General features: G+C 64.4%; 21 protein-coding genes and 1 pseudogene. 10 read left to right on the top strand and 12 right to left on the bottom strand.

Features of this window, described 5'->3' with window-relative positions:
• Nucleotides 1-125: 125 nt before the first annotated feature.
• The 4 genes from purF to IVB54_RS22430 form a co-directional block, all read right to left on the bottom strand.
• The gene (purF, locus tag IVB54_RS22445; protein WP_018459135.1) at nucleotides 126-1,631 is read right to left on the bottom strand and encodes an amidophosphoribosyltransferase; all 1,506 of its coding nucleotides are present in this window, start codon (nucleotides 1,629-1,631) and stop codon (nucleotides 126-128) included.
• 28 nt (nucleotides 1,632-1,659) lie between these two features.
• Nucleotides 1,660-2,289, bottom strand: coding sequence for a CvpA family protein (locus IVB54_RS22440; RefSeq protein WP_007592055.1), 630 nt, complete (start codon nucleotides 2,287-2,289; stop codon nucleotides 1,660-1,662).
• 165 nt (nucleotides 2,290-2,454) lie between these two features.
• A complete protein-coding gene (gene radA / locus IVB54_RS22435; RefSeq protein WP_018459134.1) occupies nucleotides 2,455-3,900 on the bottom strand; it encodes a DNA repair protein RadA in 1,446 nt (481 codons plus the stop codon).
• 102 nt (nucleotides 3,901-4,002) lie between these two features.
• A complete protein-coding gene (locus IVB54_RS22430; RefSeq protein ID WP_018459133.1) occupies nucleotides 4,003-4,728 on the bottom strand; it encodes a sulfite exporter TauE/SafE family protein in 726 nt (241 codons plus the stop codon).
• A 194-nt stretch (nucleotides 4,729-4,922) separates the two neighbouring features.
• On the opposite strand from IVB54_RS22430, the gene IVB54_RS22425 reads away from it, so the two are divergent.
• From IVB54_RS22425 to IVB54_RS22415, 3 genes are all read left to right on the top strand, one after another.
• Nucleotides 4,923-5,789, top strand: coding sequence for a L,D-transpeptidase (locus IVB54_RS22425; protein WP_026233741.1), 867 nt, complete (start codon nucleotides 4,923-4,925; stop codon nucleotides 5,787-5,789).
• Between the two features lie 629 nt (nucleotides 5,790-6,418).
• Nucleotides 6,419-6,787: a GFA family protein gene (locus IVB54_RS22420; protein WP_018459131.1), complete on the top strand. Its 369-nt coding sequence runs from the start codon at nucleotides 6,419-6,421 to the stop codon at nucleotides 6,785-6,787.
• Between the two features lie 99 nt (nucleotides 6,788-6,886).
• Nucleotides 6,887-7,702, top strand: coding sequence for a hypothetical protein (locus IVB54_RS22415; protein WP_018459130.1), 816 nt, complete (start codon nucleotides 6,887-6,889; stop codon nucleotides 7,700-7,702).
• 1 nt (nucleotide 7,703) lies between these two features.
• On the opposite strand, the gene IVB54_RS22410 is transcribed toward IVB54_RS22415, so the two are convergent.
• Entirely contained in the window at nucleotides 7,704-8,474 is a 771-nt protein-coding gene (locus IVB54_RS22410) for an exodeoxyribonuclease III (protein ID WP_018459129.1), read from the bottom strand.
• Nucleotides 8,475-8,514: 40 nt separating this feature from the next.
• Between IVB54_RS22410 and IVB54_RS22405 the strand changes: the two genes are divergently transcribed.
• Entirely contained in the window at nucleotides 8,515-8,733 is a 219-nt protein-coding gene (locus IVB54_RS22405; RefSeq protein ID WP_018459128.1) for a hypothetical protein, read from the top strand.
• Nucleotides 8,734-8,745: 12 nt separating this feature from the next.
• On the opposite strand, the gene alr is transcribed toward IVB54_RS22405, so the two are convergent.
• From alr to IVB54_RS22390, 3 genes are all read right to left on the bottom strand, one after another.
• The gene (gene alr, locus IVB54_RS22400) at nucleotides 8,746-10,026 is read right to left on the bottom strand and encodes an alanine racemase (protein WP_247777520.1); all 1,281 of its coding nucleotides are present in this window, start codon (nucleotides 10,024-10,026) and stop codon (nucleotides 8,746-8,748) included.
• 51 nt (nucleotides 10,027-10,077) lie between these two features.
• Nucleotides 10,078-11,586 (bottom strand): replicative DNA helicase, encoded by a 1,509-nt coding sequence (locus tag IVB54_RS22395; RefSeq protein ID WP_018459126.1) that lies wholly within the window; start codon nucleotides 11,584-11,586, stop codon nucleotides 10,078-10,080.
• Nucleotides 11,587-12,341: 755 nt separating this feature from the next.
• A complete protein-coding gene (locus IVB54_RS22390) occupies nucleotides 12,342-13,592 on the bottom strand; it encodes a cyclopropane-fatty-acyl-phospholipid synthase family protein (RefSeq protein WP_018459125.1) in 1,251 nt (416 codons plus the stop codon).
• Nucleotides 13,593-13,873: 281 nt separating this feature from the next.
• Between IVB54_RS22390 and IVB54_RS22385 the strand changes: the two genes are divergently transcribed.
• Both IVB54_RS22385 and IVB54_RS22380 read left to right on the top strand, forming a co-directional pair.
• Nucleotides 13,874-14,917: a hypothetical protein gene (locus tag IVB54_RS22385; protein ID WP_026233740.1), complete on the top strand. Its 1,044-nt coding sequence runs from the start codon at nucleotides 13,874-13,876 to the stop codon at nucleotides 14,915-14,917.
• Nucleotides 14,918-14,968: 51 nt separating this feature from the next.
• A pseudogene (locus IVB54_RS22380) lies at nucleotides 14,969-15,174 on the top strand (PaaI family thioesterase); the annotation flags it as partial.
• Nucleotides 15,175-15,211: 37 nt separating this feature from the next.
• On the opposite strand, the gene rplI reads toward IVB54_RS22380, so the two are convergent.
• The 4 genes from rplI to rpsF all read right to left on the bottom strand — a co-directional run bounded on the left by rplI (nucleotide 15,212) and on the right by rpsF (nucleotide 17,748).
• Nucleotides 15,212-15,817: a 50S ribosomal protein L9 gene (gene rplI / locus IVB54_RS22375; RefSeq protein WP_007609316.1), complete on the bottom strand. Its 606-nt coding sequence runs from the start codon at nucleotides 15,815-15,817 to the stop codon at nucleotides 15,212-15,214.
• Between the two features lie 63 nt (nucleotides 15,818-15,880).
• Complete coding sequence (locus IVB54_RS22370; RefSeq protein ID WP_018459122.1) at nucleotides 15,881-16,858, bottom strand: membrane protein; 978 nt, start codon at nucleotides 16,856-16,858, stop codon at nucleotides 15,881-15,883.
• Nucleotides 16,859-16,987: 129 nt separating this feature from the next.
• Nucleotides 16,988-17,227 carry a 30S ribosomal protein S18 gene (gene rpsR, locus IVB54_RS22365; RefSeq protein ID WP_007592020.1) on the bottom strand — a complete coding sequence of 80 codons (240 nt, stop codon included), beginning with the start codon at nucleotides 17,225-17,227 and terminating at the stop codon, nucleotides 16,988-16,990.
• 5 nt (nucleotides 17,228-17,232) lie between these two features.
• On the bottom strand, nucleotides 17,233-17,748 hold the full coding sequence (gene rpsF / locus IVB54_RS22360; protein WP_018459121.1) for a 30S ribosomal protein S6: 516 nt from the start codon (nucleotides 17,746-17,748) through the stop codon (nucleotides 17,233-17,235).
• 343 nt (nucleotides 17,749-18,091) lie between these two features.
• Here rpsF and IVB54_RS22355 point away from each other — a divergent pair, with 343 nt between their 5' ends.
• The 4 genes from IVB54_RS22355 (at nucleotide 18,092) to fabG (ending at nucleotide 21,812) form a co-directional block, all read left to right on the top strand.
• Complete coding sequence (locus IVB54_RS22355; protein WP_018459120.1) at nucleotides 18,092-18,796, top strand: TetR/AcrR family transcriptional regulator C-terminal domain-containing protein; 705 nt, start codon at nucleotides 18,092-18,094, stop codon at nucleotides 18,794-18,796.
• 3 nt (nucleotides 18,797-18,799) lie between these two features.
• Nucleotides 18,800-19,825, top strand: coding sequence for a fatty acid desaturase family protein (locus IVB54_RS22350; protein ID WP_018459119.1), 1,026 nt, complete (start codon nucleotides 18,800-18,802; stop codon nucleotides 19,823-19,825).
• Nucleotides 19,826-20,012: 187 nt separating this feature from the next.
• Nucleotides 20,013-20,972: an ACP S-malonyltransferase gene (gene fabD, locus IVB54_RS22345; protein WP_026233738.1), complete on the top strand. Its 960-nt coding sequence runs from the start codon at nucleotides 20,013-20,015 to the stop codon at nucleotides 20,970-20,972.
• A gap of 102 nt (nucleotides 20,973-21,074) precedes the next feature.
• The gene (gene fabG / locus IVB54_RS22340; protein WP_026233737.1) at nucleotides 21,075-21,812 is read left to right on the top strand and encodes a 3-oxoacyl-[acyl-carrier-protein] reductase; all 738 of its coding nucleotides are present in this window, start codon (nucleotides 21,075-21,077) and stop codon (nucleotides 21,810-21,812) included.
• The last annotated feature ends 107 nt before the right edge of the window (nucleotides 21,813-21,919 follow it).

Below are 21,919 nucleotides of genomic sequence, written 5' to 3'. Positions count from 1 at the left end.
TCGTCCTGGCGAAAGCCAGGACCCATACGCCGTGACGTTTATGGCTAGGGAAGATGATTGTCACACCTTCTTCGAACCAGAAAGGCCTGTGGTAATGGGTCCTGGCTTTCGCCACGACGACGAGCCTAGCTCGCCTCCGCCAGCAACGACAATTGCCGCGGCTGCTGCTCGGTCTGGGTCTGGTCGGTGAGGTGGGTCGGATAAGCCCCGGTGAAGCAATGATCCGAGAATTTCGGATTGGCGGGGTCACGGCCGGGCTCGCCCATGGCGCGGTACATGCCGTCGATCGACAGGAAGGCGAGCGAGTCGGCGCCGATGATCTCGCGCATCTCTTCCAGCGAATGTGTCGCCGCAAGAAGACCACCACGGTCCGGCAGATCGATACCGTAATAGTCGGGATAGAGGATCGGCGGCGAGGCGAGGCGGAAATGCACTTCCTTGGCGCCGGCATCGCGCATCATGCGGACGATCTTCTTCGAGGTGGTGCCGCGTACCAGCGAATCGTCGATCAGGATGATGCGCTTGCCTTCGATCGCGGCGCGGTTGGCCGAATGCTTCATGCGCACACCGGATTCGCGGATCGCCTGCGTCGGCTGGATGAAGGTGCGGCCGACATAGTGGTTGCGGATGATGCCGAGTTCGAACGGGATGCCGGAATGCTGGCTGTAGCCAACCGCCGCGGGCACGCCGGAATCCGGCACCGGCACCACCACGTCGACCGGCACGTGGCTCTCGCGCGCAAGCTGGGCACCAAAGGCCTTGCGCACCTCGTAGACCGAGCGGCCGTGGACGATGGAATCCGGACGGGAGAAGTAGATGTACTCGAAGATGCAGGGACGCGGCGCGATCGGCGGGAACGGCTTGTGGATGTCCTGCCCGTTCTCGTCGAACACGATGACCTCGCCGGGCTCGATGTCGCGGACGAAGCGTGCGCCGATGATGTCGAGTGCGCAGGTCTCGGAGGTCAGGATCGGACAACCATCGAGTTCGCCGAGCACCAGCGGACGGATGCCGCGCGGATCGCGCGCGCCGACCAGCTTCTTGTTGGTCAGCGACACCAGCGCATAGGCGCCCTCGATCTCGCGCAGCGCGTCGATATAGCGTTCGATGAAGCGGCTGCGCCTGGAGCGCGCGACCAGGTGCAGGATCACCTCGGTGTCGGTGGTCGACTGCATCATCGCGCCGTTCCTCACGAGCTCGCGGCGCAGCGTCAGGCCGTTGGTGAGATTGCCGTTGTGGGCGACCGCAAGGCCGCCGGCATTCAGTTCGGCGAACAGCGGTTGCACGTTGCGCAGGATCGTCGCGCCGGTGGTGGAATAGCGGACATGGCCGACTGCCATTGTGCCGGGCAGGCGATCGATCACCTCGCGGCGGGAGAAGGTGTCGCCGACGAGGCCGAGGCGGCGTTCGGAATGAAAGCGGCCGCCGTCATAGGAGACGATGCCGGCGGCTTCCTGGCCGCGGTGCTGAAGGGCATGCAGGCCGAGCGCCGTGATGGCGGCGGCATCGGGGTGGCCGTAGATGCCGAAGACGCCGCATTCCTCGCGCAGCGTATCCCCCTCCAGATCGTCTTGAAGTTCCAGCGCGGCCGGGCCGAGATCAAGTAGGGCGTCCTGGTCAGGATTTCGCATCTCGTCCGAGCCTCTCGTTAGGGCTTAATCAACGCGCCGCGGGTTTCTCGATCAGCTTTTTAAGGCTGTCACGAGCCGGTTTGCTGTATCCGTCGCCACTGCCCGAAGGCTGCTGCTCGGAATCAGTTTGCTCTTCATCTGGTTTGTTTTTCTTGAATCTCTTCAAGATGGTGTTCTCGGGGTCGTCAGGCAAGAGGGCCATCAGCCAATCCCCGGTTCCCTGCAGCACCACGCGGGATTTGGCCCCCGTGACCCAATCCGGGCGCTGCTTGTCCGGCACGAGCCAGGTGAAGAACAGGAAGGCGACCACGACGATCAAAAGTCCGCGCGCCAGCCCGAACAGAAAGCCGAGGGTGCGGTCCAGTGCGCCGATGCGCGAATCCAGGATCATGTCGGAGATCCGGACCGTGATCACGGAGACCACGACCAAAGTGCCCACGAACACGCCGGCAACCACGACCACGCTCGCGACGGTATCGTTGTTGAAATAGGTCTTTGCGGTCGGCAGCAGCTTCGAGAATGAATAAAGCGTGACAATCGCCGCCGTGCCCCAGGCCGCGATCGACAGGATCTCGCGCATGAAGCCGCGAACCATGGCGAGCAGGCCCGAAATCAGCATCACACCGAGCAGGATCAGGTCGAGGATGGTTACTGGCATCGGCTGGTCTGGTCCGCTCGTACTTCAAGGTGCTCAGCGAATCGGTGCTTGGCCGCCGCCCTAAGTGAGGGCCAGACGACGTTCCCGGCAAGGCCGCAACCACGCAATCCCATGCTGCTTTTGTGACGGCTGTATAGCGGCGAGGGCGGGGGACGTCACCACCGGCTAACCCTCTCCACGGCGGAATCTTGCTGGTGTGGCATTTTTCTCTGCCGGTGCGCTCGAGTCGCCCCGCCGGGAGCCGCGTGCGGCGATCTCGGCGACCAATGTCGTCAGGCTGTTGATCGCGTTCAGCGACAAGCCGGCATCGCCGCCGGCTTCGCCCCGGGCCGATTCGGGCAGAACGGCACGCTGGAAGCCGAGTTTTGCCGCTTCTTTCAGCCGGGCCGGGGTCTGCGCTACCGGGCGCACCACGCCGGACAGCGAGATCTCGCCGAAATAGACCGCATCGGAGGGCAACTGCGCATTAACCAGCGAGGACACCAGCGCCGCCGCGGCGGCCAGATCAGCCGCGGGCTCGTGGATGCGCAGGCCGCCCGCGACGTTCAGATAGACGTCGTGGCCGGACAGCTTCACCCCGCAATGGGCTTCCAGCACCGCCAGCACCATCGATAGCCGGCTCGGATCCCAGCCCACCACGGCCCGGCGCGGGGTGCCGAGCGAGGTCGGCGCCACCAGTGCCTGCAATTCGACCAGAACGGGTCTTGTACCCTCGATACCCGCGAAGACTGCGGTGCCGGGCGTGCCGAGATCGCGCTCCGACAAAAACAGCTCGGAAGGATTGGTGACTTCGCGCAGGCCAAGCCCGGTCATCTCGAACACGCCGATCTCGTCGGTCGGCCCGAAACGATTCTTCACGGCGCGCAGGATGCGGAATTGCTGCGAGCCTTCGCCCTCGAACGACAGCACCGCATCGACCATGTGCTCGACCACGCGAGGGCCGGCGATCTGTCCGTCCTTGGTGACATGGCCGACCAGGATGATGGCCGCGCCGGTCCTTTTGGCAAAACGGATCAGGGCCTGCGCCGAGGCGCGCACCTGCGTCACCGTGCCGGGTGCCGATTCCACCGTGTCGGTCCACATGGTCTGGATCGAATCGATCACGATCAGCCGCGGCACCGCGCCCTCAGACAGCGTCGAGACAATGTCCTCGACCGACGTTTCGGCGGCGAGCTGCACCGGCGCATCCGACAGCCCGAGCCGTTCGGCGCGCAACCGCACCTGCGCGACCGCCTCTTCGCCGGAGATGTAGACGACGCGGTGTCCGGCGCGCGCGAGCAGGCTTGTGGCCTGCGTCAGCAGCGTCGACTTGCCGATGCCGGGATCGCCGCCGACCAGCAGCACCGAGCCGCGGACAAAGCCGCCGCCGGTCACGCGATCGAGCTCCGTCATGCCGGAGGACAGGCGCGGGGCGTCCTGGGTTTTTCCGGACAGGCTCTCGAGCGCGAAGGTCCGCCCCTTGCGCTTGGAGCGGATCGACACCGGCACGCTGCCGGTCGTGTCCTCCTCCGCGAGCGTATTCCACTCGCCACAGGACTCGCACTTGCCCTGCCAGCGGTTATAGGCCGCGCCGCAGTTCTGGCAGACGAAGGAAAGTGTGTTCTTGGCCATGGGGACAGCGAGTCCGGGGACAGCGAGTCGGGGGTTTCAGGTTTGCTGATAGCACGGAATGACGGGTCGAGAGAGTGAGTCCGGGCGCTCCCCGAAGCCCGGCTACGGCTGCGCCGCGTTCCAGAGCATGGAGAGGCCGGCCGCGATCATGATTGCGTCCATCACCAAGCGGAACATCTCCGGCTTCAAGCGCAGCACGAAGCGTTTGGCGATGAAGGCGCCGGCCATCAGCGACGATCCTGCGACCAGGCCTTTGACGAACACATCGCCGGTCAGCGCGCCGAAACGTTCGAAGGTCACGGATTTCGCAACATAGAGCCCGAGCGAAGATGCCGCTTCGGTGGCGAGGAAAGCGCCGCGGGACAAGCCGTAGAACAGGAATAGCGGCACGCTGAGCGGGCCGGTGGAGACGACGATGCCGGTGAGATAGCCGATGACGGCCCCGCCGATCGCCAGATGCCAGAGATTGGCCTTGAGATCGTGCCGCGCCAGCCAGTGCCGAACCGGCACCATCGCGATCAGGAAGACGCCGATGGCGAGATCGACGGCGTGCGAGGGCAGGGCCAGCAGCGTCCGCGCGCCGAGCACGGCGGCTGGAATGCCTGTCACCGAATAAGCCGTGCAGGCCCGCCAGTCGACCTCGCGCCACCAGGCCAGGATTCGTGACAAGTTGGCCATGACGGCGGCCAATGCCATGATCGGCACCGCCTCCTTTGGCCCATAGGCATAGACCAGCACCGGCATCAGCATGATCGACGAGCCCGTGCCGACGATGCCGGAAATGGTGCCTGCGACGAGGCCGACGATCAGGACGAACAAGAAAGCCAAACCAGTCTCCACGAATCGGGAGAGTTTAGCCGCGGCCAGCGGCGCGGGCGATCCGCGAGGCGAGAGAACCTTATCTTGCCGAGAGCCCGGCGTTAACCATCGCCGACGGTTCCAGTCGGAGCGAAATCGCTTCGAAGTTTCTTAAATCTTACTGGGTACCTCTCTTGGGCATAGTGACCTGGGGGAAGAAGAGTATGGGTAAGCGAGCCAAACGCGGAAAGGCGCAGACGTTCGCAATCCCGATGGCCGCGAGAGTTGCAGTTGGCGCCGTCGCCGTCGCAGCGTTGGGGTACGGCTTGCTGTCCCGACCGGCGAACGTGCAACCGGCACGAAAGCCGTCCGCGCACGAAGCCCAAGCGTCATCAACTCCGGTTTACGTCTCAACGCCTGTTCATGCATCAGCTCCGACGCCGGCTTCGGCTCCGCTTACGGCCCCGGCGCCTCTGGTCGAACCGCCCAAAGCGGCTGACGTTCCCGGAGCATTCGTGCGGCAGGTGGTTGACTACGCCAGCCGCCAGACGCCGGGCACCGTGATCATCGATACCAAGAACACATTCCTCTATCTCGTTCTGAACGACGCGCAGGCACTGCGCTATGGCATCGGTGTTGGCCGCGAAGGTTTCACATGGTCCGGTGAGCAGACTGTGGCTCGTAAGGCAGAATGGCCGGATTGGCATCCGCCTGCGGAGATGGTCTCGCGTCAGCCTTATCTGCCGCGGTTCATGGCCGGAGGTCCTGGCAACCCGCTCGGCGCTCGGGCGATGTATCTGGGCGAGACCGAATATCGAATTCACGGCACCAACAAGCCCGATACGATCGGGAAGCGGGTCTCGTCCGGCTGTATCCGACTGACCAATGAGGACGTCGTTGACCTCTATGATCGCGTGAAAGTCGGCGCGAAAGTGATCGTGCTTCCGACGACCGTTGCCCGCCGAGCACCCCAGGGAGCGCCAGCCGACGCCGCTTTCCGATTACCGGACCCGGCATCACCGCCGAACCGGCCCTCGGCAACTCACGCGCAGATGCCGTCATCTGGAGCGAAGATCGCCGAGGCGCAGTAATTCGTCCTCCGTCCTCATCCTGCAACGGAGGACAAGGAGGCAATTCAAGTCGCCTACGAGGTCATCCGGTCGGAAGCTTGTGACAGGCACAAACAATTTATGGCTTGTAGGGCGGAGGACAGACCACCACCTCGCCCGAAGAACTTCTCCGGCACGGCTCAGTCACCCCGATTGCGGTATGAGTATAAGCGTAGCTCAGAGCTGCGCCGGTTAGAGCAGCACCAAGGATTGCAATTTGCCATCGCAATTTCATGCCGTCGACGTCCCCGAAGAGGGGCGTCGACGGGCTGCCCCTTCATATCGAAGCCCGAGCTGTCTCCCGTAGGCCCTTCGCATCGCATGACGCGCTGCTGCGATGAAGTCCACGCTCCACCGTGTCGACGACCGCTTCTGAAAACATCCCGCCAGTGTTTGCCCGACGCGTCAAATCAGTGTTTCGGAGCATGCGTAACCCATTGATTTGCCAGCCATCGGCTACTGTGCATGGGGTTGTTTTTCATGTTTTTGTTGAGTTGGCGCGGCAAGTCGGTGCTCGCAGCACATGGGGCAAGTCCGGCTGCGCGCTGCTGACAGCATGTTGGCAGCAGGGTCCGGCTACGACCATCTCCTGACAAAACAAAGAGTGGGTCATGCGGGTCGAGGGAAGCTGTCATTGCGGTGAGACGGTGTTCGAGGTGACGGAGGCGCCCGCGAGCGTCACCCGTTGCACCTGTTCGCTCTGCGCCAAGCGCGGCGCGTTGTGGGCCTATTACACGCCGGCGCAGTTTCGGCTGCTGTCGCCCGCGGAGAACCTCGCGACCTATCTCTGGGGCAGCCGAACGGTCAAACACCATTTCTGCGCAAGCTGCGGCTGCGGTACCTATTCGGAGTCGCCGGACTGGTCGACCGGCAAGCCCGATTTCGACAATCCGAGGGTCGCCGTCAACGCGCGCCTGTTCGACGAGTTCGATCTCGAGACCGTGCCGGTGACCATGATCGATGGCAAGAATTTATGGTGAGCATGCGCTCTCGCGCATGTCTGCTGCTCGTCCGTGCTCTTGAGGCCCTCTTGAAAAGCTGATCTGTTTCCGGCCCGACAGAAAAAGGGGAGGAAGCCGATGATGCGTCTTTTCGCGCGAGTGATGCTCGCGATGTGTCTGGCCGTTGTAGCCGGCTTCAATGCGCAGGCGCAGACCAGGCCCAAGGTCACGACATCAGGACCGGATTTCCCCAAGGCCGCGCTGTTCGTCGGCAACAGCTTCTTCTATTACAACAACGGCATGCCCGGGCATCTCTCCTTCATGGAGCGGGCTGCGGACCCTGAAAACAAGACGGCCTATCGCAACACCATGGCGACGATCGGCGGTTCCGGCCTCGATTGGCATGACATGGACAACCTGCTGCGGCCGGGTGGCCTCGGCGCCTATTCGTTCGACGAGCAGAACAACGTCGTCTTCAACAAGCCGGGCAGGCAGTACGACGCCGTCGTGATGATGGATTGCAGCCAGTGCCCCATCCATCCGCAATTGAAGGACGCGTTCACGACCTTCGTAAAGAAGGACAGCGAGATCGTCCGCGCCAACGGCATGCGGCCGGTCTTGTTCATGTCCTGGGCTTACGCCGACAAGCCTGAGATGACGGAAGCGTTGGCCGAGGCCTACACAATCGCAGGCAATGCCAATGATGCGCTGGTGATCCCCGCAGGTTTTGCCTTCGCGCGCGTGCGCAAGCTGCAGCCCGAGCTCAATCTGTATGCGCCGGACAAGCGGCACCCGAGCCCCGCAGGCACATATCTGGCGACCTGCGTGACGTTCGCCGCGCTGACCGGCCGCTCGCCGGTCGGCAATTCCTACACGATGGGACTGGACGGCCCGACGGTGGAGCTGCTGCAGAAAGCAGCGTGGGACACGGTGCAGGAGTATTACGGGCGTTGACCTAGCGCAGCACGACCCACGCCGGTGCGTGGTCGCTCGCGCCTTCTTCGCCGCGAACCTTCTTGTCCACGCCGGCTTTTGCCAGGCGTGAGACGAGGGCAGGGCTGAGCAGGACATGGTCGAGCCGCAGGCCCGCATCTCGCGGCCAGCGGTTTCGCTTGTAATCCCAGAAGGTGTAGATGCGCTGCTCGGGGTGCAGTTCGCGGATCGCGTCACACCAGCCTTGTGCCAGCAGCGAGGCAAAGGCCGCACGGCTCTTCGGTTGGATCAAGGCATCCTTGTCCCACGAGCGCGTCGGATAGATGTCGAGCTCATCAGGTGCAACGTTGTAGTCGCCGGCGAGCACCACGGGCAGCTCCTGCTTGAGCAAGGTTCTGGCATGGCGCTTGAGCCGCGCGAACCAGTCGAGCTTGTAGTCGAATTTCGGTCCCGGCTGCGGATTGCCGTTCGGCAGGTAGATGCTGGTGACGATGACACCGCGTACCGCGGCCTCGATGTAGCGGGCTTCGTGATCGGCAGGTTTTCCCGGCAAGCGATCGCGGGTGAGAATGGGCTCGGCATTGCGGGCCAGGATGGCGACGCCGTTCCAGGTCTTCTGTCCACACCACACTGCGCCGTAACCGGCCTTTTCGATCGCGGTCGCCGGAAATTCGCCATCACTTGCCTTCAACTCCTGAAGTGCGACGACATCTGGCTTCGCCGTTCGCATCCATGCCAACAGATTGGGCAGGCGGCGATTGATGTTGTTGATGTTGAATGTCGCGATCTTCATGTAGAGCTACCGGCTCCTGCCTTCCGTTACCGGAGAAACAATGTCCAAGTTGAGCTTTGCCGTCATCGCCGTCGCCGTTGCGTTCTCCGGGGTTGCCTCGGCACAATCATCCGATCCGCGCGGCGCGTGCAAGGCCGACTACGACAAATTCTGCGCCGGCATTGCGCCGGGCGGCGGCATCGTCGCCTGCCTCAACGCCAAGCGCGACAAGCTCAGCGCAACCTGCAAGACGGCGCTGGACAGCAGGAAAAAGAAGTAGGCGGCAAGTCGCTCAGCCCGGCAGCGGCGGCGCGCTTGCGGGCTGTTCGATCGATGGCGGAGCGCGCGTCTGCTGCTCGACCGCCTGCGCGGAAGCCGGCTTGGCCAGCGGCTCCACCACATTTCCGCCCTTGTAGATGCGGGCGTAGCGGCGGCCGAGGCTGGTCAGCACCTCGTAGCCGATCGTTCCGAAATGATGCGCGAGCTCGTCGACGGTGATGCCCTCGCCGAGCAGCGTGACCATGTGGCCGCGCCGCGCCGCATTCGGCGGCAGATCGGTGATATCGATCGCGATCAGGTCCATCGAAACGCGGCCGGCGACCGGACAGCGCTTGCCGGCGACGATGACCTCGGCGCCGCGGGTGCCGTCATTGGAGCTTGCGGCGCGGAAATAGCCGTCGGCATAACCGACCGCGATGATCGCGAGTTTCGTCGGTCGCCGTGCCGTCCAGGTGCCGCCATAGCCGACGCTCTCGCCGCGCTCGACATTGCGGATCTGCACAATGCGGGCCTTGAGATCGACCACCGGCTGCATCGGATTGTCAGCCTCCGGCGTCGGGTTGACGCCGTAAAGCGCGGCGCCCGGCCGCACCATGTCGAACTGGAAGGGCGCGCCGAGGAAGACGCCGGACGAATTGGCGAGCGCCGCCGGCACGCCGGAGAATTCGCTGGCGATGCCGCGGAAGGCCGCGAGTTGCTTGGCATTCACCGGGTTGTTGAGCTGCTCGGCCGAAACCAGATGGCTCATCACCAGCGTAATGCCGTGATCGCCGGCGTTGATGCGGGGGATAATGGCCTGCGCTTCCGCGAGCGTCAGGCCGAGCCGATTCATGCCGGTGTCGATGTGGATGGCGGCGCCACCGGTCCAGCCGGTGCGGCGGCAGAACACGTCCCATTCGGCGAGCTCGTTGAGATCGCCGATCACGGGGCGGCAGTTGATCTGGGCGTAGTGCTCGCCGGTGTTCTGGAAATAGCCGCCGAGCACGTAGATCGCAGGCTCCGGCACCGCCGCGCGCACCTTGCGCGCTTCCCCGATGGTGGCGACGAAGAAGGTCTTGCAGCCGGCCTTGTTCAGGGCACGCGCGACTTGCTCGGCGCCGCAGCCATAGGCGTCTGCCTTGATCACCGCCGAGCATTCGGCCGGCACCGCCGTCTTCTCGAGCTTGCGCCAATTGGCGATGATGGCATCGAGATCGACGGTGAGCACGCCGCCGAAGGTCGCGAGCGCGGCAGCCTGATTGGCCTCCGCGGAGAGAAGGCCGGATTGCGGGATCATTTTCGGGTCGGACGCCATTGTCATGGCGCCGTTTTACGCAAGAGGCCGGTCAGGTTCAACCCAGGGAACTCAGTAGTCGCCGCCGCCGCGGTCCGGCACCTGGCTGTCCGGCGCAAGGTCGCCGAACCGGGTGACCGACGCTTCGAAGGCCAGATCGACGGTGCCGGTCGGGCCGTGGCGCTGCTTGCCGATGATGACTTCGGCCTTGCCGTGCGCAAGATCCATGTCCAGGCGCCATTTTTCGTGCTCGGGTGTGCCCGGGCGCGGCTCCTTGTTTCCGAGGTAATATTCCTCGCGATAGACGAACAGCACGACGTCGGCGTCCTGCTCGATCGAGCCGGATTCGCGCAAATCCGAGAGCTGTGGCCGCTTGTCGTCGCGCGATTCGACCTGGCGCGAGAGCTGCGAAAGCGCAATCACGGGCACGCTGAGTTCCTTGGCGAGCGCCTTCAGACTGGTCGTGATCTCGGTGATTTCCTGCACGCGGTTTTCGCTGCGCTTGCCCGAACCCGACAAGAGCTGGATGTAGTCGATGACGATGAGGTCGAGGCCCTTCTGCCGCTTCAGCCGGCGGGCGCGCGCCATGAGCTGCGCAATCGAGAGACCGCCGGTCTCGTCGACATAGAAGGGCAGCGACTGCAGCTCGATCGAGACCTCGCGGATCTTCTCGAAATCGGCCTCCGAGATGCCGCCGCGGCGGATCGAGGAGGAAGGGATGCCGGTGCGCTCGGCCACAATACGCGTGGCGAGCTGGTCGGCCGACATTTCGCAGGAGAAGAAGCCGATGACGCCGCCATGGGCAGCCTTCATGGTGCCGTCGGCCTGGAGTTCTGGAACATAGGCCCGGGCGACGTTGTAGGCGATGTTGGTCGCTAGCGACGTCTTGCCCATGCCGGGGCGGCCGGCGACGATGATGAGGTCGGAGTGCTGCAACCCGCCCATTTTGGTGTCGAGGTCGCGCAGGCCCGTCGAGATGCCCGACAGCTTTCCGTCGCGCTGGAACGCTTTCGCGGCCAGATCGACCGCAAGCGTCAGCGCCTGCGAGAATTTCTGGAAGCCTCCGTCATAGCGGCCGGATTCGGCGAGTTCGTAGAGGCGGCGCTCGGCGTCCTCGATCTGCGCCCGCGGCGCGAAGTCGACCGGGGCGTCATAGGCGACATTGACCATGTCCTCGCCGATGCCGATCAGGTCGCGTCGCAATGCCAGATCGTAGATGGTGCGCCCATAATCCTGCGCATTGATGATGGTCGTCGCTTCGGCGGCGAGGCGCGCCAGATATTGCCCGATGGTCATGCCGCCGATGTCGGTGTCGGCGGGCAGGAAGGTCTTCAGGGTGACGGGCGTCGCGATCTTGCCCATCCGGATCAGGCTGCTGGCGGTCTCGAAGATGGTCTGGTGCAGCGGCTCGAAATAATGCTTCGGCTCCAGAAAATCGGAGACGCGGTAAAACGCGTCGTTGTTGACCAGGATCGCGCCCAGAAGGCTCTGTTCCGCCTCGATGTTATGCGGCGCGCTCCGATAGGCCGGGGTTCCGGCTTCGGGCGCGAGTTTGAGAACGTTCGAATCAGTCAGGGCCATGGTCGAGCGATAGCAATTTTCTGGGGCGGATGCGGGGCCGGGATAAAGCGCCGCCTCAGCCCAAAGCGGAAGCAAAAGCTCGCCGCTATCAACCGATCATTAAAATGGTGGATGATTGACCGCCGCAGCACGCGCCGCGCTTGACGGATTTCGTGGAACCAGGTCGCGGCCTAGATGCGGTCGTTACGCACCCCGGAAAACGCCGGATGAAGTGAACCTGATGGGGTGCCGGGCAGACACATCGAGACGCGCGGGAATGACCCACGGCCAGGCGCTTTTGGCTCGGTTCAGACCAGCAGGAGGTGGACCAGTGCAACCAGGGCCGCCCCGACGCCGGTAGCGATCAGGGCGTAATCGGTGCGGAGGTCGTCCTGCACGTCGAATGAGGTTTTGGTCTCGTTGCTCATGGCGACGGTCTAAGCCAGGGCTGACGAGACTTATGTGAAGCAGATCACATCTCCCCGGATTCTTTCGGGGGTACAGCCGGAACAGGTTAGCGGGCGGGGGGTTGTCTCCTGATCTGCCACCAGGGAACGAGGCAAGCGATGCGGCCAGAACGGCAGCCCCGGAATTGGCGAAGCGAAGCAGGCAGCCGACTTTGGCTGTCGGGGCTGATCGCGGCCATGGAGCACGCTGAGCGGCCGGAAGTGCGTCGGGAACCGGTCGCCCCTGAAATCCTGAAAGCGCTGCGGATGCAATTGGCCTTAACGGCCTCTTCCCCGTCCGCTCCGGTTTCGACCCTGCGCCACTAGGACTCATTCACCAGCCAGCTTCAGCCTCGGCGTGGCGCCGGCTTCGACGGCCCGCAGTCGGGCTTCTTCACGCGCGATGTAGTTGCGCGTCATCGGCACGACGCCCTGACGGCGGGTGAGTTGAATCTGGAAGTTCATCATATGCTGCTTGCGGAACGTCATCTCGCTGGCTGCTAGATAAAATTCCCACATCAGCGCGAAGCGCTCGTCATACAGCTGCACGGCTTCTTCGCGTCGCGCCATGAAGCGCTCGCGCCATGCCTTCAGGGTTTCGGCGTAATGAAGGCGCAAAATCTCGATGTCGCAGACCAGCAAGCCCGCCCGCTCGATCGCCGGCAGCACCTCCGAGAGGGCGGGGATGTAGCCGCCGGGAAAGATGTATTTGGCGATCCAGGGATTGGTGGAGTCCGGGCCCTGCGAACGGCCGATCGAGTGCAGCAACATGACGCCGTCCTTATCCAGCAGCTCGGCGCAGCGCCGGAAGTAGGTGTCGTAGAAGCGGGCGCCGACATGCTCCAGCATGCCGACTGAGACGATGCGGTCGAACGGACCGGCGATGTCGCGATAGTCCTGAAGCAGGAATTTGGCCGATCCGGTCAGGCCCTTTTCGGCTGCGCGCGCATTGGCGATCTGCAACTGCTCGGTCGACAACGTTATGCCGGTGACGTCAGCACCTGCGATCTCGGCGAGATAGAGCCCAAGTCCGCCCCAGCCCGAACCGATGTCGAGGACGCGCTGGCCGCTCTTGACGAGCAGCTTTGCGGCGACGTGCCGTTTCTTGGCAAGCTGTGCATCGTCGAGCGTGCTCTCCGGCGTCTCGAAATAGGCGCAGCTATATTGCTTGTCGGCGTCGAGGAAGAGCGAATAGAGCCTCGCATCGAGATCGTAATGATGTGCGACGTTGCGGCGGGATCGCGGGCGCGGATTGAACTGCTTCAGGTGCCGCACCAGATAGCGCAGGTGCCACCAGGGTTTTGCCCAGTGCGGCAACAGGTCGGGTTGACCGAGCAGGATCGCGAGAGCATCAGCTATGGTGCCATGCTCGACAATGAACTCGCCGTCCATATAGGCCTCGCCAAGCCCGAGCTCGGGATTGACGAGGATCTTCCGCTCTGCGTCCGCGGTGACGAAGCGGACTGCGACCGGTTCGCCCGAGCCGTCGCCGACGGTGAACTTCGAGCCCTTCGCCGTGGTCACCGTCATCGACCCGCGGCGGATGAATTGAGACAGGAATTGACGCAACAATCGGTCCATCGGCACCCATCCTCTCGAGCGAACCCGAAGAGATGCGACTAACCCGGCCTTTCACACCCTACGCCCGGGCATCTCAGCGGTTCCTATGCGCTTGCATCTAGATCTAGGGAGGTGTCCCGGGCCCGCTATTGCGCTGTGCTCAAAGCGGATATTCCAAAACCGCTTAATCACATCCTTGCGCGCGGTGCCTGCTTCCATTCGCGGCTCAATCGGATAAAAGGTGACCCGCCGCGGCGCCGCCTGCCGGCTGCACCTCTCGGAATTCAATGGAGATGATGGGAATGTCGAGCCGAGCGCTCAGCCTCGCGACGATCTTGCTTCTGATCGGCTTCGGCGCGACCGATACCGTTTTCGCGCAGGCGACGAACCTCGAGGCCGGCAAGGCCCCATCCCAGCTTTTCGCGCAGACCTGTAATGCATGTCACAAGAGCCCGCGCGGCCTTTTGAAAACAGTGGCGCCGGGCTCCTTGCCGGGCTTCCTGCGCCAGCATTACACGACCAGCCCCGACATGGCCGGCGTGCTTGCCTCCTACCTCGTCTCCAACGGGGCCACCGACACCCGCTTCCAGGCGAAGGACGGCCATAAGGACGGCAAGGACAAGAAGGACGGCGCCAAGGATAAGGACAAGGAAGCCAATACCAATCCCGCGCAGTCTCCTGAACATCAGGGCCGCCGGCAACGTTCCCAGGAGTCCGCCAAGCCGGAAGGCGAGGGTGCCGCTCCCGCGGCCGAGGGCGCGCGTCAGAAGCGCGCCGCGCGGCCGGCCGAAGAAGGAACGAAGGAAGGTGCGAAGCCCGAGGGCCAGGCTGTCCCCGAAGGGCGCAAGGCCAAGCGTCTCGGCAAGCGCGGCAAGCCGGGAAGTGATGAGGCGCCGAAGGTCGATGCCGCGGCGCCGACGGCAGACGACAAGAAGAGCGAGCCGAAGGTCGAGTCCAAGCCTGAGACAAAGCCCGAGACTGCGAAGGTGGATTCCGGCGAAGCTAAATCCGAAGGCAGCAAACCCGAAGGCAGCAAACCCGAAGGCAGCAAGCCGTCCGACAAGCCCGCCGAGGCCAAGCCGGAAAGCGCCAAGGTGGAGCCGCGCGGCAGCGAAGCTCCGGCGTTGCGGCCCGATCCGGTGCCGCAGGTGACGCCGGCCGCACCGTCCGCCGCGAAGCCCCCCGAGCCAGCTGCGCCCAAGGCGGCGGAAGAGGCTGCTCCCAAGCCCGCCGCGAGCGCCGAACCGCCAGCGAAGTCGCAGGAACCGGCGCCGCCCGCGACCGCTGCGACTCCACCGGCGCCAGCCGAATCGTCCGGTCCGCCGACGCCGCCGATTTCGCGATAGGCGACCACATTTTTAGACATGCGAAGGCCGCGCTCTCGCGCGGCCTTCGGCTACAAGCTCAATCTGCTGTCGCCCGCGGTCGGCGAGAAGCGGATCTGCCGGGCGAGGGTGATCAAGTCGGGCCGTCAGGTCTCCGTCGCCGCAGCCGGCGTTTTCTGCGTCAGCGCCGGGGTCGAGACCATACGGCGACGGCGCTCGCGTCGATCGCGATGCTGAGCGAGGATTGTGCCGCCACAACGAAAAACCCGGCCGCCTGAGGCGACCGGGCTTCGAAAGCCTGCGCGAACGCGAGGCTTACTTCTCGGTCTCTTCCGCGGCCGGCGCCGGCTCGGCGTCGTCCTGCAGGGCTTCCGGGTCGAAGAACTCGCCGGCGGCTGCGATCGCTTCGGCCGCAGCATCCCGGTCTTCGTTCCGGCTCGAGATGTCCTCGCCGCGGTTGATGCGCTCGGCCTCGTCCTGGCTGCGCGCCACGGTGACACTGATCTCGACCTCGACCTCGGGGTGGATGGCGACCGTGATGGTGTGCTTGCCGATGGTCTTGATCGGCGCATCGAGCTGAACCTGCGGGCGGGACAGCGAAACGCCGTCGGCTTCGAACGCCACGACGATGTCGCGCACGTTGACCGAGCCGAACAGTTGACCGGCTTCCGAAGCTTGACGGATCACGATGATGTTCTTGCCCTGGATCTTCTCGGCGACCTTGGACGCCTCGCCCTTGGACTCAAGGTTGCGAGCCTCGAGCTCGGCCTTCATGCCGTCGTACTTGGCACGGTTGTCGGCGGTGGCGCGCAGCGCCTTGCCGCGCTTGAGCAGGAAATTGCGGGCATAGCCGTCGCGAACCTTCACGACTTCGCCCATGTGACCGAGCTTGTTGACGCGTTCCAGCAAAATGACTTCCATATTCGTTCTCCTTTGATGTGTTGAGTGAGGTGGAATTTCGAACTTGAACTTTCGGACTTGAACTCAAGAGGTCGGCAGCGGCGGTGGCTGGCGCGTGCGAAGGAAGCGTTCGCGGAGGCCGAACACGGCATCGGCGAGGCCGAGGATCACCATCGCGATGACGGGCCATCCGAACACGACGACGACGGCGTAGGTCGAGCCGAGCCAGAAGGTGCGGCTCTTCAGCGCCAGCGTCAGCGTATGCAGCACGGCAAAGCCGGTCAGCGCGTACCCCATCATCAGCGCAGCCGTCGCGATTTGCGCCGCGATCGCAAGCAGTCCGCCGGTGAAGCAGAAGGCGAGCGCGACGCAGAGCGCCACGAGCGTCATCGGCGGCAGCTCCGCGGTCATCAGGTCCGGCCAGGGGCGCCGCAACCGGCCCGACGTCGCCGTCACCTTGGTGCTGAGCCAGAGGTTGAGGGTCAGCGTCATCATCGCAACGATGGTGGCACCCGCCGGCAAGATACGCACCAGTGCGCCGACGAATTGGTCGGTCTCGCCGGAGCTCTGCGGGTCGGCGGCGCGGAGGAGGCGCATCAAGCCGCGGCGCAGCGTGCCGGTGATGGTCTCCGCGTCGGTGCCGATCGTGAGCAGCGCGGCGATCGTGGTCAGTGTGGCGAAGCCCGCGATCCACAGCAGGATACGGCCGACCGGATACCACTCCAGCGCAGGCTCGGTGGGCGGCTCGGCGGCGGGCTCCGGCGCGGCGGCTCCGACCGGCCGGCTGAGCAGGACGAGATGGCCGAGCCACCAGGCCGGCAATGCGACGGTGAGGGCGAAGGCGATGCAATAGGGCAGGCCGAACAGGGCGCCGAGGCCAAGCGCGGCGGCGATGCCGCCCAGGCTCGCGCAAAGCGGTCCCCAGCCGATCGAAGCGACCATCAGCGGCAGCGGTGCGAGATAGAACAGGACGAGAGAGATCAGCGCGCCCGAAATGATCGAGGCGAACATCACGGCCGACGCAGCGCCGGCGATCAGGGCTATCAGTCCAAAGGCCATCATCAGCTGTCCCGCTCCCTTCGAGCGGTTAGAGGCATCTCGCCCCAACCATCGGCGACCGGACGACCCGGAAGCCTTATGAGAAACTAGGTCGTACGGCCGGCGGCGATGTCGCCGCCGGCCGAATTCGTCTTAGCGAATGACGTAGGGCAACAGGCCCAGGAACCGCGCGCGCTTGATGGCGCGGGCAAGCTCACGCTGCTTCTTCGCGGAAACCGCGGTGATGCGGCTCGGCACGATCTTGCCGCGCTCGGAGACGTAACGCATCAGCAGTTTGGAGTCCTTGTAGTCGATCTTCGGAGCATTCGCGCCCGTGAACGGGCAGCTCTTGCGGCGACGGAAAAACGGGCGGCGTGCACCAGCTTCAGCCATTGTTCTTACTCCCCATCCGTCGTGGTGGTGGTGGTGGTTTCAGCGTCTTCACGCGGACGGCGCGGACCGCGGTCACCGCGGAAGCCGCCGCCTTCACGATCGCCACCACGGAAACCACCCTCGCGGTCGCCACGGAAGCCACCGCCTTCGCGATCGCCACGGAAGCCGCCGCCACGGTCGTCACGCTCGCGGTCACGGTCGGCCTTGCGCATCATCGCGGACGGGCCTTCCTCGAGCTCCTCGACGCGGACGCTGAGATAGCGGATCACGTCTTCGCTGATGCCCTCCTGGCGCTCGATCTCGGCGATCGCCGCGGACGGCGCGTCGATGTTGAGCAGCACGAAATGCGCCTTGCGGTTCTTGTTCATGCGGTAGGTGAGGGAGCGTACGCCCCAATTCTCGGTCTTGGTGACCTTGCCGCCGAGACCTTCGACGATGCCGGTCATCTGCGCAGTCAGCTCTTCGACCTGCTGCGTGCTCGCGTCTTGGCGCGCGAGAAAAACATGCTCATAGAGAGCCATGGAAGTCCTTTCCTCATGTTGGCGCATCGCCCGGCGTCAAGCCCTTAAGAGGCCTTCGGAAAGGACTCTGGGATTAAGCTCAGAAGGCGGAAACACGGGACGACGGGCCGACTGGCCCTGCCACACCAAAATCACAAATGATTTGCTGAGACCGTCCGTTCAGCTCCCGGCCGGGGTCTGCGGATGGGCGCCTTATACGGATTTCGGCTGACTTGGCAAGGTTGCAGGCGCCGTTTCGGCGCGGGGATCGCAATGCGGGCGGCCGGATCCGCCGCCGACCATCATACCGGCTTGATTTGTTTGTTTGTATATTATACAAATAAATCAACCGGAGCGAACTCCAATGGCAGAAAAGCCGGCCCACGAGCCCCTCAAGGAGGCAGGCGATCCCAAACACGCCGCCCGCGCCACGCGGTCGGCCGGCCGCAAAATGCGCTCGCTGCTGCTTGATGCCGCGAGCCCGCTGTTTCGGGAGCGGGGGCTGTCGGGTACGGCGATCACCGACATCGCGGCCGCTGCGAACGCGTTCCCGAGCCAGATCACCTATTATTTCCGTACCAAGGAGGCGCTGTTCGTCGAATGCGCCTGCCGCGAGCTGCTGTATCTGGCGCGGGCGACCGAGCAGGCGGCGCTGAAGGCGCGCGCGCCGCGGGATTATACCCACGCGCTGGCCGAGACCGTGACGACGTGCGATTCGGTGGCCTTCTTCGCCGAGGCGCTGACGCTGACGCGGCGGCGCCAGGATCTCGCGCCGCTGGTCGAGCGCACCATCGAGCGCCTGCACAGTGAAGGTGCGCGGGCCTATGCGAGCCAGGTCGCGCGGCACGGCTGGCGCTCCCTGCGCGCGCCCGACGAGAGTTCGCGGCGGTTCTGGGCCGTCGCCATCGGCGTCATCCTTGAGGGCTACGCCATGGGCCGTTCGCCCGAGGCGCTGTGCGCCGAGATGCTGCGCGTGCTGGGCGAACAGGCGAAATCCTCTGATGACACTGCGCGGCTGCGCCTCGTCGACGCGCGCGACGCATCGAGCAATTCGAATGAGGAGGATTAGGCCATGACTGCGCTTCGCATGCGTGCCCGCGATTTCCTGACCGACGAGCAACTTGCCGACGTGCGCCGGCGCGTGACCTGGAAAGGCGTCGCGCTGATCGCGCACGCCTGGGCGCTCATCATCGCGGCAATCGCCTTGGTCGCGTGGTGGCCCAATCCGATCACTTATGTGCTCGCCGTTGCCATCATCGGCTCGCGCCAGCTCGGGCTCGCGATCCTCATGCATGACGGCGCGCATGGCTGCCTGTCCCCCGACGAGAAGACCAATCTGACCCTAAGCCAGTGGTTCTGCGCCTATCCTCTGTTTGCGGAGACGCGCAGCTATCGGCGCTATCACCTTCAGCACCATGCGCGCACCCAGCAGGAGGACGATCCCGATCTCGTGCTATCGGCGCCGTTTCCGATCACGAAGCTGAGCTATCGCCGCAAGTTCATTCGCGACCTCACCGGGCAGACCGGCTACCAGCAGCGCAAGGCGCAATTGCTCAACGCGCTCGGGCCGAAGGACTGGCCATCGCGGCAGCGCGCGGCGCATTTGTGGGAGAAGCTTGGCCCGCAATGTCTGGTCAATGGCGCGATGTTCGCAGCGCTCACGGCGGCCGGCGTGTGGTGGGCCTATCCGCTGCTATGGCTGGTGCCGCTCCTGACCTGGATGATGGTCATCACCCGCATCCGCAACATCGCAGAGCACGCGGTCGTACCTGACAGCAGCGATCCCCTGCGCAATACCCGCACCACCTATGCCAATTTCCTCGAGCGCTTGTTCATCGCGCCGTACTACGTGAACTACCACCTCGAACATCATCTCTTGTTCTACGTGCCCTGCTACAATCTGCCGAAGGTGCACCGCTTGCTGAGTGAGAGCCGGCATGCGGGCCGGATGGAGGTGCAACCGAGTTACGCCGCCGTGCTGCGGCTTGCGACCGCGAAGCCGAACCGCGATGACCGGCCGGGGCAATTGGTCAACAGCGCGCGCCGCGCGCAGGCGGGGTCCGAGGTCGATGCCAACCAGACGGCTGGCGGATTCTAGGAACCCGTCACTCCGGTTGAAGGCTGCCAGTCGAAGGCTGATCGAAGTTCCCATCTTGGCTTGACATTCCGGCCCCGGACAGTGTCTACGGCCCCCTTTGGAGCTTGATCCGGAACCATGGCCTAAGGCCGCGCGTCATCGGCTGCCGGTTCTCGCAGAGATCACGCCCGACAAGCAGGGAGCGCCGATGACGGCAGCATTCACATTTCCGGGGCAGGGTTCCCAGGCGGTCGGCATGGGCAAGGCCCTGGCCGATGCCTTTCCGGTGGCGCGCGCCGTGTTCGACGAGGTCGATGCCGCGCTGGGGGAGAAGCTGACGGCGACCATCTGGGATGGTCCGGCTGAAACCCTCCAGCTCACCCAAAACGCCCAGCCGGCCCTGATGGCGGTGTCTATCGCCACCCTGCGGGTGCTGGAGGCCGAAGCCGGGTTTTCCGTGCGGCGGGATGCGGCCTTCGTCGCCGGCCACTCGCTCGGCGAATATTCGGCGCTGGCCGCGGCCGACAGCCTGACGATTTCCGACACGGCGCGGCTGCTTCGCATCCGCGGTCTCGCAATGCAAAAAGCTGTGCCGGTCGGCGTCGGTGCGATGGCCGCTCTGCTCGGCCTCGACTACGAGGCCGCCGTGGCGGTGGCGGAGGAGGCCGCTCAGGGAGAGGTCTGCCAAGCCGCCAACGACAATGGCGGCGGGCAAGTGGTCGTCTCCGGCGACAAGGCTGCGGTCGATCGCGCCGTCGAGATCGCCAAAACCAAGGGCGCTAAGCGAGCAATGCTGCTGCCGGTGTCCGCACCGTTCCATTGCAAACTGATGCAGCCGGCTGCCGACGCAATGGCGGAGGCGCTGGCCGGGGTCACGATCAAGGCGCCGGCCGCCCCGCTGGTGTCGAATGTGCTGGCGAGCGCGATCACCGATCCCGACGAGATCCGCCGGCGCCTGGTCGAGCAGGTCACCGGCACTGTGCGGTGGCGCGAGTCGGTTGCCTATATGGCGGGGCAGGGCGTCACCCGTTTCTTTGAGATCGGTGCCGGCAAGGTGCTGACGGGCCTGGTCAAGCGTATCGCAGACGGTGCCGTCGGCGTTGCGGTCGGCGGTCCCAACGACATTGCTGCTGCCAAAGATGCATTGGCTGCTGCCAAGCAGGCCTGAAGCGCGATAATTCGTCGTCGCGCGCGAGTTCTACAGTTGACGCACGACCCTTTCGGAAAACCGCTGCGCGCGTTTCCGGATCGTGCCTTGGAGGAGTTATCGATGTTCGATCTGACTGGCAAAAAGGCGCTCGTCACCGGCGCAACCGGCGGCATCGGCGGCGCGATCGCGCAGGCGCTGCACGCGCAGGGCGCCACCGTCGCGATATCGGGGACGCGCAAGGAAGTGCTGGATGAGCTTGCAGGCAAGCTCGGCGAGCGCACCCATGTGCTGCCCTGCAATCTCTCCAAAGTCGAGGAGGTCGAAGCGCTGGTGCCCGGTGCGGAGGCGGCGATGGGACAGGTCGACATCCTCGTCGCCAATGCCGGCATCACGCGCGACAATCTCTTCGTGCAGCTCCGTGACGAAGACTGGGAGGAGGTCATCAACATCAATTTGACCTCGACCTTCCGGCTTGCCCGCGCCGCAACCAAATTGATGATGCGCAAGCGCTTCGGCCGCATCATCGCCATCACTTCGGTGGTCGGCGTCACCGGCAACCCGGGGCAGGGCAATTATACTGCGTCGAAGGCAGGCCTGATCGGGATGATCAAGACGCTGGGTGCCGAATACGCCAAGCGCGGCGTCACCGCGAACTGCATCGCTCCCGGCTTCATCAAGACCCCGATGACCGATGCGCTCAACGACAAGCAGCGCGAAACGATTCTGACCAAGGTTCCGGCCAATCGCCTGGGGACGCCAGAGGACATCGCGGCGGCCGCCGTCTACCTGAGTTCGAACGAAGCGGCCTATGTCACCGGCCAAACCATCCACGTCAACGGCGGCATGGCCATGATCTGACGCCTCATGCCGCACCGCCCCTTGGGCAGCCGAATGCGGCAAACGGCCGTTTCCGGAGCGAAATGAGGCTTGTAGTCAACGCAATTGAAGTATGATAACCGGACCTT

Origin of the sequence: Bradyrhizobium sp. CW1 (assembly GCF_023100665.1) — a bacterium.
In the GTDB taxonomy this organism is placed as follows: domain Bacteria; phylum Pseudomonadota; class Alphaproteobacteria; order Rhizobiales; family Xanthobacteraceae; genus Bradyrhizobium; species Bradyrhizobium canariense_D.
This window is presented reverse-complemented; position numbering and strand designations above follow the sequence as displayed.

What these genes read in the sequence shown, in the direction of transcription:
- IVB54_RS22415 (WP_018459130.1), top strand. Translation starts at nt 6,887, where the DNA reads ATGATGCGTCTTTTCGCGCGAGTGATGCTCGCGATGTGTCTGGCCGTT.
- rplI (WP_007609316.1), bottom strand. Translation starts at nt 15,817, where the DNA reads ATGGAAGTCATTTTGCTGGAACGCGTCAACAAGCTCGGTCACATGGGC.
- IVB54_RS22370 (WP_018459122.1), bottom strand. Translation starts at nt 16,858, where the DNA reads ATGATGGCCTTTGGACTGATAGCCCTGATCGCCGGCGCTGCGTCGGCC.
- rpsR (WP_007592020.1), bottom strand. Translation starts at nt 17,227, where the DNA reads ATGGCTGAAGCTGGTGCACGCCGCCCGTTTTTCCGTCGCCGCAAGAGC.
- IVB54_RS22405 (WP_018459128.1), top strand. Translation starts at nt 8,515, where the DNA reads ATGTCCAAGTTGAGCTTTGCCGTCATCGCCGTCGCCGTTGCGTTCTCC.
- IVB54_RS22390 (WP_018459125.1), bottom strand. Translation starts at nt 13,592, where the DNA reads ATGGACCGATTGTTGCGTCAATTCCTGTCTCAATTCATCCGCCGCGGG.
- rpsF (WP_018459121.1), bottom strand. Translation starts at nt 17,748, where the DNA reads ATGGCTCTCTATGAGCATGTTTTTCTCGCGCGCCAAGACGCGAGCACG.
- IVB54_RS22440 (WP_007592055.1), bottom strand. Translation starts at nt 2,289, where the DNA reads ATGCCAGTAACCATCCTCGACCTGATCCTGCTCGGTGTGATGCTGATT.
- fabG (WP_026233737.1), top strand. Translation starts at nt 21,075, where the DNA reads ATGTTCGATCTGACTGGCAAAAAGGCGCTCGTCACCGGCGCAACCGGC.
- fabD (WP_026233738.1), top strand. Translation starts at nt 20,013, where the DNA reads ATGACGGCAGCATTCACATTTCCGGGGCAGGGTTCCCAGGCGGTCGGC.
- IVB54_RS22410 (WP_018459129.1), bottom strand. Translation starts at nt 8,474, where the DNA reads ATGAAGATCGCGACATTCAACATCAACAACATCAATCGCCGCCTGCCC.
- IVB54_RS22425 (WP_026233741.1), top strand. Translation starts at nt 4,923, where the DNA reads ATGGGTAAGCGAGCCAAACGCGGAAAGGCGCAGACGTTCGCAATCCCG.
- IVB54_RS22350 (WP_018459119.1), top strand. Translation starts at nt 18,800, where the DNA reads ATGACTGCGCTTCGCATGCGTGCCCGCGATTTCCTGACCGACGAGCAA.
- IVB54_RS22395 (WP_018459126.1), bottom strand. Translation starts at nt 11,586, where the DNA reads ATGGCCCTGACTGATTCGAACGTTCTCAAACTCGCGCCCGAAGCCGGA.
- IVB54_RS22355 (WP_018459120.1), top strand. Translation starts at nt 18,092, where the DNA reads ATGGCAGAAAAGCCGGCCCACGAGCCCCTCAAGGAGGCAGGCGATCCC.
- purF (WP_018459135.1), bottom strand. Translation starts at nt 1,631, where the DNA reads ATGCGAAATCCTGACCAGGACGCCCTACTTGATCTCGGCCCGGCCGCG.
- alr (WP_247777520.1), bottom strand. Translation starts at nt 10,026, where the DNA reads ATGGCGTCCGACCCGAAAATGATCCCGCAATCCGGCCTTCTCTCCGCG.
- radA (WP_018459134.1), bottom strand. Translation starts at nt 3,900, where the DNA reads ATGGCCAAGAACACACTTTCCTTCGTCTGCCAGAACTGCGGCGCGGCC.
- IVB54_RS22385 (WP_026233740.1), top strand. Translation starts at nt 13,874, where the DNA reads ATGTCGAGCCGAGCGCTCAGCCTCGCGACGATCTTGCTTCTGATCGGC.
- IVB54_RS22420 (WP_018459131.1), top strand. Translation starts at nt 6,419, where the DNA reads ATGCGGGTCGAGGGAAGCTGTCATTGCGGTGAGACGGTGTTCGAGGTG.